21 protein-coding genes and 1 pseudogene (1 of these 22 only partly in view) are annotated in these 13,281 nt (G+C 43.5%); 6 read left to right on the forward strand and 16 right to left on the reverse strand.

Annotated features, from left to right (window positions below; all coding sequences use genetic code 11):
- Positions 1-13: 13 nt before the first annotated feature.
- From K6984_RS12470 to K6984_RS12520, 12 genes are all read right to left on the reverse strand, one after another.
- Positions 14-298 carry a hypothetical protein gene (locus K6984_RS12470; RefSeq protein ID WP_221894708.1) on the reverse strand — a complete coding sequence of 95 codons (285 nt, stop codon included), beginning with the start codon at positions 296-298 and terminating at the stop codon, positions 14-16.
- Entirely contained in the window at positions 291-545 is a 255-nt protein-coding gene (locus K6984_RS12475) for a hypothetical protein (protein WP_221895844.1), read from the reverse strand. The genes K6984_RS12470 and K6984_RS12475 overlap by 8 nt, the downstream gene beginning before the upstream one ends.
- 103 nt (positions 546-648) lie before the next feature.
- Positions 649-843, reverse strand: a complete 195-nt coding sequence (locus tag K6984_RS12480) for a hypothetical protein (protein WP_221895845.1) — start codon at positions 841-843, stop codon at positions 649-651.
- A gap of 80 nt (positions 844-923) precedes the next feature.
- Entirely contained in the window at positions 924-1,070 is a 147-nt protein-coding gene (locus K6984_RS12485; protein WP_221895846.1) for a hypothetical protein, read from the reverse strand.
- A gap of 18 nt (positions 1,071-1,088) precedes the next feature.
- Positions 1,089-1,961: a transposase gene (locus K6984_RS12490; protein WP_221895847.1), complete on the reverse strand. Its 873-nt coding sequence runs from the start codon at positions 1,959-1,961 to the stop codon at positions 1,089-1,091.
- Between the two features lie 288 nt (positions 1,962-2,249).
- On the reverse strand, positions 2,250-2,732 hold the full coding sequence (locus K6984_RS12495; protein ID WP_221895848.1) for a disulfide bond formation protein B: 483 nt from the start codon (positions 2,730-2,732) through the stop codon (positions 2,250-2,252).
- Entirely contained in the window at positions 2,722-3,432 is a 711-nt protein-coding gene (locus K6984_RS12500; RefSeq protein WP_221895849.1) for a potassium channel family protein, read from the reverse strand. Before K6984_RS12500 ends, K6984_RS12495 begins: the two co-directional genes overlap by 11 nt.
- Positions 3,429-5,039, reverse strand: a complete 1,611-nt coding sequence (locus K6984_RS12505) for an NAD-binding protein (protein ID WP_221895850.1) — start codon at positions 5,037-5,039, stop codon at positions 3,429-3,431. Before K6984_RS12505 ends, K6984_RS12500 begins: the two co-directional genes overlap by 4 nt.
- Before the next feature lie 94 nt (positions 5,040-5,133).
- Positions 5,134-5,736 carry an RdgB/HAM1 family non-canonical purine NTP pyrophosphatase gene (rdgB, locus tag K6984_RS12510; RefSeq protein WP_221895974.1) on the reverse strand — a complete coding sequence of 201 codons (603 nt, stop codon included), beginning with the start codon at positions 5,734-5,736 and terminating at the stop codon, positions 5,134-5,136.
- A 175-nt stretch (positions 5,737-5,911) separates the two neighbouring features.
- A complete protein-coding gene (gene rph, locus K6984_RS12515) occupies positions 5,912-6,634 on the reverse strand; it encodes a ribonuclease PH (RefSeq protein ID WP_221895851.1) in 723 nt (240 codons plus the stop codon).
- Positions 6,635-6,902: 268 nt separating this feature from the next.
- Positions 6,903-7,190, reverse strand: coding sequence for a hypothetical protein (locus K6984_RS35720; RefSeq protein ID WP_338024499.1), 288 nt, complete (start codon positions 7,188-7,190; stop codon positions 6,903-6,905).
- Positions 7,183-7,830 (reverse strand): hypothetical protein, encoded by a 648-nt coding sequence (locus tag K6984_RS12520; protein ID WP_338024500.1) that lies wholly within the window; start codon positions 7,828-7,830, stop codon positions 7,183-7,185. The genes K6984_RS35720 and K6984_RS12520 overlap by 8 nt, the downstream gene beginning before the upstream one ends.
- A gap of 217 nt (positions 7,831-8,047) precedes the next feature.
- On the opposite strand from K6984_RS12520, the pseudogene K6984_RS30955 reads away from it, so the two are divergent.
- A pseudogene (locus K6984_RS30955) lies at positions 8,048-8,176 on the forward strand (HIT domain-containing protein); the annotation flags it as partial.
- A 1-nt stretch (position 8,177) separates the two neighbouring features.
- On the opposite strand, the gene K6984_RS30960 reads toward K6984_RS30955, so the two are convergent.
- Positions 8,178-8,369 carry a hypothetical protein gene (locus K6984_RS30960; RefSeq protein ID WP_230988054.1) on the reverse strand — a complete coding sequence of 64 codons (192 nt, stop codon included), beginning with the start codon at positions 8,367-8,369 and terminating at the stop codon, positions 8,178-8,180.
- Between the two features lie 12 nt (positions 8,370-8,381).
- Here K6984_RS30960 and K6984_RS12530 point away from each other — a divergent pair, with 12 nt between their 5' ends.
- On the forward strand, positions 8,382-8,519 hold the full coding sequence (locus tag K6984_RS12530) for a hypothetical protein (RefSeq protein ID WP_221895853.1): 138 nt from the start codon (positions 8,382-8,384) through the stop codon (positions 8,517-8,519).
- 449 nt (positions 8,520-8,968) lie between these two features.
- Entirely contained in the window at positions 8,969-9,133 is a 165-nt protein-coding gene (locus tag K6984_RS35725; protein WP_338024501.1) for a GIY-YIG nuclease family protein, read from the forward strand.
- A 63-nt stretch (positions 9,134-9,196) separates the two neighbouring features.
- Here K6984_RS35725 and K6984_RS12540 read toward each other — a convergent pair whose 3' ends face one another.
- Positions 9,197-9,406: a hypothetical protein gene (locus K6984_RS12540; RefSeq protein WP_221895854.1), complete on the reverse strand. Its 210-nt coding sequence runs from the start codon at positions 9,404-9,406 to the stop codon at positions 9,197-9,199.
- Positions 9,407-9,418: 12 nt separating this feature from the next.
- Between K6984_RS12540 and K6984_RS12545 the strand changes: the two genes are divergently transcribed.
- Together K6984_RS12545 and erpA are read left to right on the forward strand one after the other, a co-directional pair.
- Positions 9,419-9,574, forward strand: a complete 156-nt coding sequence (locus K6984_RS12545) for a hypothetical protein (RefSeq protein WP_221895855.1) — start codon at positions 9,419-9,421, stop codon at positions 9,572-9,574.
- 82 nt (positions 9,575-9,656) lie between these two features.
- Positions 9,657-9,989: an iron-sulfur cluster insertion protein ErpA gene (erpA, locus tag K6984_RS12550; protein ID WP_087868569.1), complete on the forward strand. Its 333-nt coding sequence runs from the start codon at positions 9,657-9,659 to the stop codon at positions 9,987-9,989.
- 174 nt (positions 9,990-10,163) lie between these two features.
- Here erpA and K6984_RS12555 read toward each other — a convergent pair whose 3' ends face one another.
- Together K6984_RS12555 and K6984_RS12560 are read right to left on the reverse strand one after the other, a co-directional pair.
- Complete coding sequence (locus tag K6984_RS12555) at positions 10,164-11,279, reverse strand: anhydro-N-acetylmuramic acid kinase (RefSeq protein ID WP_230988055.1); 1,116 nt, start codon at positions 11,277-11,279, stop codon at positions 10,164-10,166.
- Complete coding sequence (locus K6984_RS12560; protein WP_221895856.1) at positions 11,276-12,694, reverse strand: OapA family protein; 1,419 nt, start codon at positions 12,692-12,694, stop codon at positions 11,276-11,278. The genes K6984_RS12555 and K6984_RS12560 overlap by 4 nt, the downstream gene beginning before the upstream one ends.
- 136 nt (positions 12,695-12,830) lie before the next feature.
- Between K6984_RS12560 and tyrS the strand changes: the two genes are divergently transcribed.
- On the forward strand, positions 12,831-13,281 hold the 5' portion of the coding sequence (gene tyrS / locus K6984_RS12565; RefSeq protein WP_221895857.1) for a tyrosine--tRNA ligase. It continues 746 nt past the right edge of the window; the window shows 451 of its 1,197 coding nt (coding positions 1-451); the start codon lies at positions 12,831-12,833; its stop codon lies off the right edge, out of view.

Consider the following 13,281-nt stretch of genomic DNA (forward strand, 5'->3'; position numbering starts at 1 on the left):
CAAACTCTTACCTTCACCCAGCAGAACAATACTTTAATGATGGTGTTGGCTCTAAGCGCCCTAAATCTCTGCCAATCATATGTTTTCCTGATGGCATCAGTTGAAACACATCCTTTATTAATTCACCTAACTCTTTCAGCTTATCACCAGGATCTGGAAACTCTAGCAATGACGTGATGAACTCAAGCAGTACATCCATTTGAGACTTGCGCTGTAAGCTTCCTACGGTATACGCAGGTAGTTTGCTTTCAATGCGGGCTATTTGCTCTGGGTGAAGGAGAAGGCAATGGTCAAACAAAAGACTCAGAATCAGGCCACGGCTTGATCCCTCTTCCGCTGAAAATCATGGAAACGGAGCTTAGCGAAGTGGTGATTTTTAGCCCCTGATAGGCGACAGGGCAATTCGCTGATTCGACGTGTGCTAGCAGCACGCGAGAGGAGCAAGAATTGCATTCCGAATAGCCGTCCAGCCAGTGAGGTAGTAATGACGAAGCGGCTTTTGTGCGTAGTCGTTGCGGACGCAGGGCGTTCAGGGCATCTCCCATCCGCTGCGTAGGTGAACGAATTATGGCGACAGGAGTCCCAGAATTTCGTGAGGTAGCATGGCGCGCCTGATCTAATTGTTTGGCCTCACGCCCCCATCCTTCATTAAAGCTTCCAGTCCTCAAAGAAAACCTCAATCAGCCATCTCAACGTATAGGCTTGAATAATATCTTGTGTGCGCCAAGTCAGGTCTGTCGCCACTAAATAGCGATAGTCGTTTTCACCGTCATATTTTAAGGCAATGACAAAGCGTTTTTTACTGTGAGAACTCACCTTTAATCGTGCACTGCTGACAGTCACTTTAATCTCTTTGCCGCCACGTACACGTATTATCTGATCAATGCCTTTGTTAATCGAATTAAAGTAGCTCTCGACTGACCTTATTCTACCTCTATCGCTGTCAGCCCCGGACGGGCTGATAGTCTCCAGAAGGCGCAGGGAAATTTGCCAATCCGAAGTGCGCGATAGCGCGCGAGGGAGGCTAAAATTTTATCCCGAATAGCCGTAGAGCCATTTGTGGTAGCCATGACTGAGCTGCTTTGTGCTCAGTCTGTGGCGGACGCAGGGCGGCTGGAGCATCTCCTATTCGCTGCGTAGGTGAACGAATTACGGCGACAGGAGTCCCGGAATTTCGTGAGGTAGCATGGCGCGCCTGATTCAATATTTTGGTTTTTACGTAATTGGCTAATCACCTGCGAGCCTCCAGATTCTTTAGCGGCTTCGTCCATAAAGGCTTTTTCACCATACAGCGCATCAGCCAGTACGCCTTTAATTTTAATCAGGCTATGCGCAACTTTAAACTCTTTTAATAAGCCTAATGCAATCTCTGTTTTGGTCGGGTAGGCACTGTCACGTTCAGGCTTAATAGGCCGATCTTTTTTTGCTATACCGCTCTTTTTCAACCGTTTATCTTCTTTATCCCACTGCTTTAAGGCTGGATCCGGCATATAAAAGAAAAAACCGACAGGCACTGTAATGGATGAGGTAACTAGCAGCAATAATACTATCGTTTGTCCATTAACATACCCGCCGGAGCCTTTGTGTTTCTGCTTGTAAACCTTATAAATACGTTTTGTAGACTTAGATCGTGCTCGGTCTGATTCATCAAAGGCCAACACACCTTCAGTAATGCCATAACGTTTTAAAATTAAGACCACACTCACCCGTAGCAACCAGTCCCAGGGTATACTTGCTTTACGAAACACCCAGGATAATGCGGCTACTTTGCAATCTCCAAGGCTTGCTCGCTCAAACTTAGCCCAGCAAACAGAGTTCATTAGCAGTATGCACGTTAAACAAGTGCCCAACCAAGCGGCTTGAATCCGTGTCAAAGCGGCTCCGGGTTTTAGCTGATTGAGCGCATCATTTAAATCGTCAATATAGCTTTGGATAAAGGTGGCTGGGGCATTCATTAACATGGGCTTACACCGATAAAATTACAACAACCTCAGAATACCTGATTTTACCTTTCAATATCAAAAACTTGAACATCGAGTATTAATAAGCTGAAGTTTCCCAATTATTGAGTAGCTGAAATACACAATGCTGGTGTATCGAGGTTTATTTTAGGTGGTTTTGCCATGTTTATAGCAAACCCCTACTTAATTCCCCTTAGGCAATAGCATTTGAAACGAATGAAAAGACTATTTTTTTTCATATAGTTGTAGCATAGTTTCAATTTTACCATAAATAATTATTGGGAAACTTCAGTTAATAAGTTGATACAGGCTTAAAGTTGCCAGGCCCAGAAATGCGATAAAGGTCCAGCCAGGAATGCTTAGCCCAAACAATGTCCATAGAACATCGGCACATTCGCCCGTGCCGCTCAGCATAAGTTTAAAGGTTTCGCTTAATGGGAAATTTTCAAAAATATAGCTCAGTCCTGGGCTGCATTCAGGCACTTCATCGGGCGGCAGGTTCTGTAGCCAGACATGACGAGCAGAAATGGCAGCGCCAGCCAGGGCAAAGACAGCGCCTAGCATGGCATATCGATGGACGCCTTTTTGCATGGGATTATGCAAGGCGGCTATTAGACAAGTGAGGCCGGTGATTAAAATAGCAATACGTTGCGATATACACAGCGGGCAGGGCTCCATTTCTTCTACAAGCTGAAAATATGCGCCCACGGCTAACATGGAAAAACAGCCCAGAAAGCCGAGGAAAAACCAAGTTCTGGCTCTAAATTGCATCATTGATAACTCCTATTTCTTTTTTAAATTTTCGTATATCCCGATTGGAACCCAATACCACTAGAATATCACCTGCATCAAGTTTATGATCTTGCTCGCCAAGAGAAAAATATAATTTATCACCCAGTTCTTTATCGACCACGCCAATTAAAAATAAGTTATATTTTTCATTTAAATATAATTCGCTGGCGTAGGATTGATCTAAAGATGAGTGTTCAGGAATGTTGACTTCAGCCATATTTAAATCCGCGCGCCCAAAAACAACTTCGTCCAGAATCCAGGTAATGCTAGGTTTGTTTAATAACTGATAAGCTTTATTGCTACAGATTTCAAATGGGTCAATTATTTTAGTGGCGCCGGCAGCTAGTAGCTTTTCGGCGGATTCCGGTCGGTTAACCACCGAAATTATGGTTAGGTTTTTGTCTAATACTCGTGCTGATAGCGTCAGGAATACATTTTCAGAGTCCATCTCTAAAAAACAAAACAGTGTTGCTACCCGCGCGCCTATTCCTAATGCAATCAGGTCATCGTCCTGGCGGTAGTCCATAAGTTGTGCGGGTAAGCCTTTTTCTAGTGCCTGGTTGATTTTTGCCGGATCATCATCTAGAATTATCAACGTATGCTGCTTGGCAATAAGCTGGGTAATTAATTCGAACGACATGCTGTTAAAGCCAAAAACAGCAATCAGACTATGACTCATAATGACTTTCCTTGTTGCTTATGCAGACAACTAGTGGCAATTAAATCATGTAGATATTCTATACCTAAGTGGCGGCCTATCAGCACTAAAATATCCCCCTGGTAAAGGATGAAGCTGGAATCTGGGTTAAAGTAAAAGTGCTGATTACGCAGTTTATAGCGATTTCTGCGCCTGGCATGCACGGGGTTTTTACTGGCCACACCTATCAGCCGAGCCTTATATTGAGCGAAATTGGCTTGCTCTATAGACTTGCCATCGAGAAAACAGCCGGAATGGACATTGAGTACTTCCATCTGTACGTCTTGCTGGCCATGAAGAATGCCATTGATGGCTTCAAATGCGACCGGGTGGCCAATATATTCGGCGGCTAAAAGTCCTGCAATAGTATAGGACTGTACAGTATAACTCGCGCCTGCCTGGTGCATTTTTTTTACATTATCTTCGTGACTGGCGCGGGCAATAATAGTAATATCCGGGTTTAAATAACGACTGGTCAGAGTAATATACACATTGGCAACATCATCGCCGGTAGCACATAAAATGGCTTTTGCACCCTGATTGATGCCCGCCTGTGTGAGTGTCGAGTTTTGCGTGGCATCGTCAAATAATGCGATATAACCTTGATGCTTGGCCAAAGCAATATGTTGTTCGTTATTATCAATGATTACAAAGCTTTGCTGGTCTTCTTGCAACTGACGCGCTATGTCTTGCCCAACACGGCCAAAGCCACAGACAATAGTTGAGTTGTCTAATTTTTCAATACTGGCTTTAACCCGGTCTTGCTGGAATTCATTCATTTTTTCGCTGAATGCGGCTACCATAATAGAGGTGAAAAAAGCCATCAGTCCCAAGCCAGAAATAATTAGCGCAGTGGTGACCAATCGTCCCCCTTGGGTGACAGGCGTTAAGTCACCATAACCGACAGTAGACATGGTGACTACCGCCCAGTAAAACGCATCATACAGATTATTGATCTGGCCACCCATTTTTTCATTTTCAAACATGTAGATCGCGGTACTTGCTATGAAAATTAAAAAGCCCATAAAAATTGCCAGCATGCTCAGCTCAAAACGTTTATTTCTTAATACACCAGTGAACATTTGTATGCTTTGCGAATAGCGAAATAACTTAAGCAAGCGAAAAACCAGGAAAATACGTAAAATACGTAAAGGGCGGTAGCTAGGCAGGATGGCAAGCAGGTCTATAATAGCGCTGGGAGAAAAGATATAACTGAACTTTTCGGCAAGAATTTCTCCAAGAACATTGTGTAAACGAAAGGGGGTACCCAGGTATTCGGAATTTTCATGCTGTTTGATAATCGCACTATGGATGTCAGAGTACACCCAGCCACGTAACAGATATTCAATGATAAAAACAGTCACGACAAATCGTTCGAATATTGCCGCCCATTTAAATGTTTGATGCTCTACCTCATACAGCAACAGGGATATGCTACTAATCACCAGGCAAATCATAAAAATATCAAAATAAGACTTAAGGTTGCTCTGCGGGTTTTCTAATAAATCATAGAAAAACGCTTTGCAACGCTGATAACGCAAGGATGCTTTAAGGCTGTAGGCTATATAAAGTATTAAACGAGTATGCATAGTCGTATCTGTGAGTGTCACTGCGTAAGGCCAAGTATAGCTCAGGGCTAAATGCTGGATAGAGACTGACGAATCAGTTTTCCCATTTGCTTAATTATAAAAATTCCGCTAACTGGCGTAAGGCCTGGCCGCGGTGGCTTAACTGGTTTTTTTGTTGTGCAGATAATTCAGCCGAACTACAGTTTTCGGCGGCTACCCAGAATGCTGGATCATAACCAAAGCCATTCGTGCCCTGAGCATGGTTTAAAATCCTGCCTTCCCAGACTCCCTGGCTAATGAGAGGCAGCGGGTCATCTGCATGACGTAACAGCACAATAACACAAACGAAGCGTGCGCTACGCTGTTCGTCAGGAATATCACTCATTTCATCCAGGAGTTTTTGCAGGTTTTGCTGATCGCTTGTCTGTGTTCCTGCATAGCGCGCAGAAATAACTCCGGGCGCGCCATTTAAAGCATCGACAACCAAGCCTGAATCGTCAGCAATAGCGGGTAGATTGCTATGTAAAGCCGCATTCCTGGCTTTAATAATTGCATTTTCTATAAAGGTGCTGCCTGTTTCTTCTGCTTCTTGTATATTAAATTGCTGCTGTGGGACAATAGAATAATCACCCAGGATAGCTTGAATTTCTTTTATTTTCCCCGCATTGCCACTAGCGAGGACAATTTTTTCTGGTTTATCTAAATTAGCAAGTGACATAGTATTTATCAATTAAGCCTAGAGGGTTACAGGCGAGTTGAATTAATTATATATCGTATGCTACAAGCTGAGTGTGATTTTTAATCCTGTAGTTAAAAGCAGGCGTGCATTAGTCTCGACTATTGCACGCCCGCAAAACGAACGCTGTTTTATCTCTGTGTAGCAGATATTTTAATTATGGGTGATTTTCTATGGCTTCTTCTTGCTTGCTTATTAAATCCGCGATACCGGATTTTGCCAGTGCTAACATGGCGTTTAATTCATCCTGACGGAATGCATGGCCTTCGGCAGTACCTTGAACTTCAATAAAAGCACTGGCATCATTCATCACTACATTCATATCGGTTTCTGCATTACTGTCTTCTTTATAATCCAGATCCAGTACCGGTATGCCCTTGTATATGCCTACAGAAACCGAGGCAACCTGACCGTGTAGTGGATTTTTAGTGATTTTCTTTTGCTTTAGCAGTTTTTGTATGGCAATAGACAGTGCAGCAAAGCCACCAGTAATAGATGCAGTCCGGGTGCCGCCATCGGCTTGTAAAACATCACAGTCGATAGTAATGGTGCGCTCACCCAAAGCAGATAAATCAATGGCTGCACGTAGTGAACGGCCAATAAGGCGCTGAATTTCCTGGGTACGCCCCCCCTGTTTTCCCTGGCTGGCCTCACGACCCATACGCGTATGGGTCGAACGTGGCAGCATGCCGTACTCGGCAGTTACCCAGCCTTCACCTTTGCCTCTTAAAAAGCGTGGAACCCGGTTTTCTACGCTGGCGGTGCAAAGCACGCGTGTTTCGCCAAATTCAACTAATACCGATCCTTCGGCGTGCTTGGTATATCCGCAGGTAAAATTTACCTCTCTTAGTTGATCGGGTGCGCGTCCGCTAGGTCTCATTATCTATCTCTATAAAATTAAAAAGAGGTAGAGTATACCTGATTGTGTAAGCTAAGTATGGGCAGGACCTTAAATTTTTTAAGCAGGTGTTGTTACTATGACACTGCTGTTATCCTCGTCAGGTTCAACAGGGTAGTGCTTGTTAGTAATGATGAGGTACCATTGAAGTAAATTAACTCGTTTTCTTAACAACGCGCAAAGTCAAATGTAGTATTTGAGTCTGTCACGGCTTGAAGCGAATATACTTACGATACGGCGAGCCGTATTTCTAGGTAAACGCCTCGGTGTAATAATGCATTAAGGAAAAATAGCCAATTAAGCCCACCGAAATCACCTGTCTAATTTCCATGCCGAATAAATAATCAGTTAGTGCGTTAACCAGTTGATCGCCATATTCCTGTAACAGAAAGGTCAGAGCAAAGGAAAGTAAAGGCAATACAATAAATACATTAAGTTTAATTTTCTCAGCCCAGCGATATAAAAAGTTCTGTGGATGCCCGGCATGTTTGTTTACATCATGCGTCACATAAAAAATATACGCTGTGGCATCATGCACCAGGCGCGGAATTAAGATGGCCAGGAAGTAATATTGCTAGGTATAAAAATAAAAACTGCTGACGATCAACAAAGAATTCGCCCACATAAATATAGAACCGAACCGAGTCTTGACATATTGCTGACACCAGAAGGTGCTTAATAATAAGCAGATAACCAGCCGCCTGCCTAACCCATTCAGCTTGCTGCACGGTTAAGGTGTTTTTTAGAAAAATCCCCATATACACGCTAATCCCTGCAGCAATACTTAACCATAATAATAAATAAAATGCCCAGGCCGGTAATTGATAGATGCCTCGCCCTACGCCATGCTGCTGTTTTAAGGCATGATAGACAGTCCATGAAGCCACCATAATATAAAGCACGTAATAGGACACTAGCTGAGTAGCTATGGCAAAAGACACCATCAGCGCCAGAGTCATATACAAAATTTTTTTATGATAAAAAGCAAAATAGTCTTTATTACTGGTAATTAAAATCCCGCTGGCAAGAATATGTGGTGTGCCAAATAACAGTTGAAATAAAATAAAGTGCCCCGGGCTAGTCGGTAAGGATTGCATTACCGCGCCACCAAACACATAGCTGTCTGTCAATTGTAAAATCACGCATAAAGGGATAATCGCATACAGGCTCAGAAGCATCTTATAAGAAACGGCAAGCGGTGCATTGCCCTGAGTAGAACTGGCAGTAAGAGTGATCATAAGGACTTTTATTATTGTTATTATTTGTTGCTAACGTTACACTGTTTTGACTATAAAACTCAAGCCTCTCTCTGCTTTTATGTCCTTTAGCCTGCACCCCATACTGAAAAAAGACTGTATCAAACTCGGCCGCCTGGAATTGTGCCATGTTTTACTAATGAATGATAGCCAGTTCCCCTGGCTGATACTGGTGCCCGAACGGAAAAATATTAGCGAAATACATCAGCTTACCGATGATGATCAACAGCAGTTAATGCTTGAATCCGGCTATATCGCAGAGCAACTGACTATATTATTCGAGGCAGATAAGATGAATATTGCAGCCCTTGGCAATATGGTGCCGCAACCGCTGTCAGCCCCGGACGGGCTGATAGTCTCCAGAAGGCGCAGGGAAATTTGCCAATCCGAAGTGCGCGATAGCGCGCGAGGGAGGCTAAAATTTTATCCCGAATAGCCGTAGAGCCATTTGTGGTAGCCATGACTGAGCTGCTTTGTGCTCAGTCTGTGGCGGACGCAGGGCGGCTGGAGCATCTCCTATTCGCTGCGTAGGTGAACGAATTACGGCGACAGGAGTCCCGGAATTTCGTGAGGTAGCATGGCGCGCCTGTGCATATTCATCATGTGGTTAGATATAAAACTGATAAAGCCTGGCCTGCACCAATCTGGGGGAAGTTTGATGCTCTGGCCTATACAGATAAAGAACTTGATAGCTTGTTAGCAAGGCTAGCAAAACTACGCTTGCATTAATCCGTTTTAAGTATGTTAATGCCGCCTTTTGCTAGAAGAATAAGCTTTCCCAGTTAGTTTCTTGAAGAAAACCCAGATAAGAGCTGGCATGGTGCAAAAATAAGCCATGAATTATTGAAATGGCTTTCATTAGGCAGATGGAAACACACATCATCCAAAACTGCTGGCCTTTTTATCCGTCTTCTGTGTTGTAGTAACTTTACGTGCCTGCTATGCGCCTGTTACTGCGTTTTGAATACGAACAAAAATCCTGCTCAATGACTACGCTTAGGGTACGGGACCCACTCTATCGTCCCCTGAGCGTAGTCGAAGGGCAGGGCAGGAGAATAATATGAATGGCTATATGTATATCTTAGAATGTTCCGATGGTAGCTACCACACAGGCAGTACCCAAAATATAGAGTTAAGGCTTACACAGCACCAAAATGGACAGGGCGCTAAATATACGGGCATCAAATTGCCAGTGAAACGCGTCTTCCTGGAAGAGTTTGCTTGAATTGATAAGTCTTATTTTAGAGAAAAACAAGTACAAGGCTGGAGTCGACAAAAGAAAGAAGCATTAATGACAAGTGATTGGCAGGCTTTGCATGATTTGGCGGTGTGTAGGAATGAGAGCCATTTTGCTGCTAGCTCCCTTCGCTGTCAGCCCCGGACGGGCTGATAGTCTCCAGAAGGCGCAGGGAAATTTGCCAATCCGAAGTGCGCGATAGCGCGCGAGGGAGGCTAAAATTTTATCCCGAATAGCCGTAGAGCCATTTGTGGTAGCCATGACTGAGCTGCCTTGTGCTCAGTCTGTGGCGGACGCAGGGCGGCTGGAGCATCTCCTATTCGCTGCGTAGGTGAACGAATTACGGCGACAGGAGTCCCGGAATTTCGTGAGGTAGCATGGCGCGCCTGCGACTCCGCTCAGGGAACGGGAGCCGGTGACGTTCCCTGAGCGGAGTCGAAGGGTAAATCTTGACTAAAACGCTAGGTAAAGTCATAATCAAAAGCTAACAAATATTTAATGGTTTAATTATATGGCAGATCCAATTATTTTTTCTGATAGTGCGGCGAAAAAAGTAGGCAGTTTAATTGCTGAAGAGGGCAATGATAACTTGAAATTACGCGTGTATATTTCAGGTGGTGGTTGCTCAGGATTTCAGTATGGCTTTACTTTTGATGAAGAAGTGGCAGACGATGATACGCAGGTAGAAAATGGCGGTGTGACTGTTTTAGTTGATGCGATGAGTATTCAATACCTGAACGGTGCCGAAATAGATTATAAAGAAGATTTATCCGGTGCACAGTTTGTTATTCGTAATCCTAATGCGTCTACTACGTGTGGGTGCGGGTCTTCATTTTCAGTTTAATATGTTTCACGTAGCTTAGGGAGATGGAAACAAAAATTTATCCAGAACTGCTGGTCTTTTTGTCCGCCTTCTGCGTTGTAGAAACTGTTACGTAGCTGGCTATGTGTCGTTTCTACGCCGTGAATACGAATAAAAATCCTGCACCAGATTGCTCAACTTATTCTGTGCGCGTTCCTAAGCCTGATATATTCCACCTAAAATAACCGCTTGTTTTGCTCCTGTTGTTGCGGGTAAATTCCCAGTTGAACCTTCTAATGTACGCTTTGCCAGCCATGCAAATGCCATGGCCTCTACTTGGTCAGGATGTACGCCTTGAGTTTCTGTTGATGCGATAGGCATGTTGAGTAAGGACGCCAGGGCTAGGTGGAGGGTTTTATTATGTGTGCCGCCGCCACAAAGCAATACCTGCTCTGTTTTAGGCGCATAAGCTTGTATCGCTTCGGAAATAGTCTCTGCAGTCAATTGGCATAAGGTATGTTGCACGTCTTGCGCAAGGTAGGCAGTTGTCTGTTTAGCAAGTATTGTTGTTAGCCATTTAGGCGAAAAATATTCAGTACCTGTGCTCTTAGGAGCTGGTTGTGAGAAGTAAGGATCTTCTTTCAATCGCTTTAGCAGTTCGGATTGCATCTTCCCTGTAGCAGCCCATTCACCATTATTATCATAAGCATTGCCTCGATGTTTTGCGATCCAGTAATCCATTAATGTATTCCCGGGGCCTGTATCAAAGCCAAGTATGGCCGCCTGCGTATCTTTGGGCAGAATGCTGAGGTTAGCAATGCCACCGATATTAACAATCACTCTGTTTTCTTGATTAGTCTGAAATATTGCCTGATGAAATGCCGAGACTAATGGCGCGCCCTGACCGCCTGCAGCAATATCGCGGCGTCGAAAGTCAGCAATAGTGATGGTCCCTGTTTTCTGGCTGATAATATTGGGATCACCACTTTGTATGGTAAAAGGGTGTTTTGCATTCGGCGAGTGATACAATGTTTGCCCGTGATTGCCAATCGCTTTTATATCTTTTGCATTCAATCCTGCCTCACTTATTAAATGTAGACAAGCTTCTGCATATAACAGCCCAAGTCGGGTGTCTAGTGTTCCATAATCACTTAAGGAAACTGACTCGTGATTAATGCAAAGGTTATGAATTTCTTGCTTAATTTGCAGCGAGTATGGCTGGTAATAATAATCAATGACCCGTGGGTGTGGGCCAGAAAAATCAAAAATCCCCGCGTCAATACCATCGACACTAGTGCCGGACATAAGTCCTATATAGTACTCTTTGCTCACTCTGGAGTGGCAGCTGTGGCCACTTGAGTTGCGTTCAGTTGATCTAATTGATCAAAGAGAATCCTGGATTTCTCCAGGAAATCAGCTTTATACTTTGCCTGGATGGGAGTTGCATTAGGCAATGTTACAGTTAGCGGGTTACGATGCACACCATTAACGCGGAATTCATAATGTAAGTGTGGACCTGAAGCAAGCCCTGATTTACCTACATAACCTATAACCTGGCCTTGTTTAACACGTGATCCTACATGCAGTCCTTTTCTGTATTTAGACATGTGTGCATAGAGGGTGCTGTATTTCTGGCCGTGTTGAATAATAACAACTCGGCCATATCCGCCTTTACGGCCATGATAAGTAATTTTACCATCGCCTGCTGACTTGATGGGAGTCCCGGTTCGTGCTGCATAATCAACGCCTTTGTGTGCCCGGATACGATTAAGAATGGGGTGTTTACGTTTGTGGTTAAAGTGAGAGCTGATACGGGCGAAATCTATGGGGGTGCGTAGAAAAGCTTTGCGCATACTGTTGCCGCTAGAGCTATAGTAACTAGTTTTGCCATCTGCATTTTGGTAGCGCACTGCTCTTATAGACTTGCCTCGATTAATAAATTCAGCCGCTAAAATATTACGGGGGCCAATAAAGGCATTCCCGATAAAAAGTTTTTCATAAATAACAGAAAAACGGTCGCCTTCATGTAGGTTTAATGCAAAATCAATATCCCAGGCAAAAATACTAGCCAGTTGCATAATGATATTGTCAGGAAGCCCGGCATTTTTTCCATCAATAAACAGAGAGATGTGAATAACACCTGTTGCAGTATTAATGCGTCGATCTACTTCTTTTTCCAGTAATTCGACTTTAAAGCTACCGTCTTCAAGTTTTGTTGCTTTAAGCTCTGCATAGGCATTTTTCTTGTATATTAAATGACTAAATTCACCAGTCAGGTCGTGACCGATCATAAGTGATTTGCCTGGCTGTATGGTGGCGAACTGTGAACTTATATCATTCGTGTGAACTATTTTATGTAAATCAAGTTTACTTAAGTCATTGCTGGAGAAAATTGCTGAAAGACTTTCGCCTGATTTTACTTTGTGTTCTTGCCATATGGTTGATAAGCCTTGCATGCTCTGAGTCGGAGCGTTGGCATCAGTGATAGTCAATGGTTTGACTGTTGGTGAGTCAACTGCAGTTATGGGTGCTTCATTTGCCCCGCTTTGCTCAATTTTTGTTGTGATATCAGGGACGGTCAGTGCGATGGTTTCAGGCGCAAGCGGTTCTGATTTTTTTGAGAAAAAGGCATAGCTCGCTATTAAAAGCGTAGCGCAAACAATACCTATAAATAGGTGTTTTTGTGTGTTGCTGGACTCATTTTGTGGTGGGTTAGTAGGTTGGTATAAGTCGTTTTGATAGCGCATTTATATAATTATAAGGTGTTTTTTTTGCTAATGCCTAATATTATATTACGTCAAATTTAGAATAAACAGAGAGTAATTGCTCTTTAATGAGTATGATTTAGCAAGTCTACAATAATACAGTGTGAAGGTGAGAAAATTGCAAGAAGAAGTATTGGCGCAACTGAAGCGCGGAACAGGCGAAATTTTGCTGGAAGCAGAATTGATAAAGAAGCTGGGCGAAGGACGGTCACTGCGCATTAAAGCGGGTTTCGATCCAACCGCACCTGATTTACATTTAGGGCACACGGTCTTAATTAACAAGTTAAAGCAGTTTCAAGACCTGGGGCATGAGGTTTTGTTTCTTATCGGTGACTTTACCGGAATGATAGGTGATCCTACCGGTAAAAATGTAACTAGAAAGCCGTTGACACGCGATGATGTCATCGAGAATGCAAAGTCATACGAAGAGCAAATCTTTAAAATTCTGGATCCGGTTAAAACCTTGGTTATGTTTAATTCTAGCTGGATGAATGCAATGAATCCTGCGGAGCTTATTCAGCTAGCATCTAAGAGCACTGTTGCCAGAATGCTTGAGCGGGATGATTTTA

This window comes from Bathymodiolus japonicus methanotrophic gill symbiont, from assembly GCF_019721995.1.
Taxonomy (GTDB): Bacteria; Pseudomonadota; Gammaproteobacteria; order Methylococcales; family Methylomonadaceae; genus Methyloprofundus.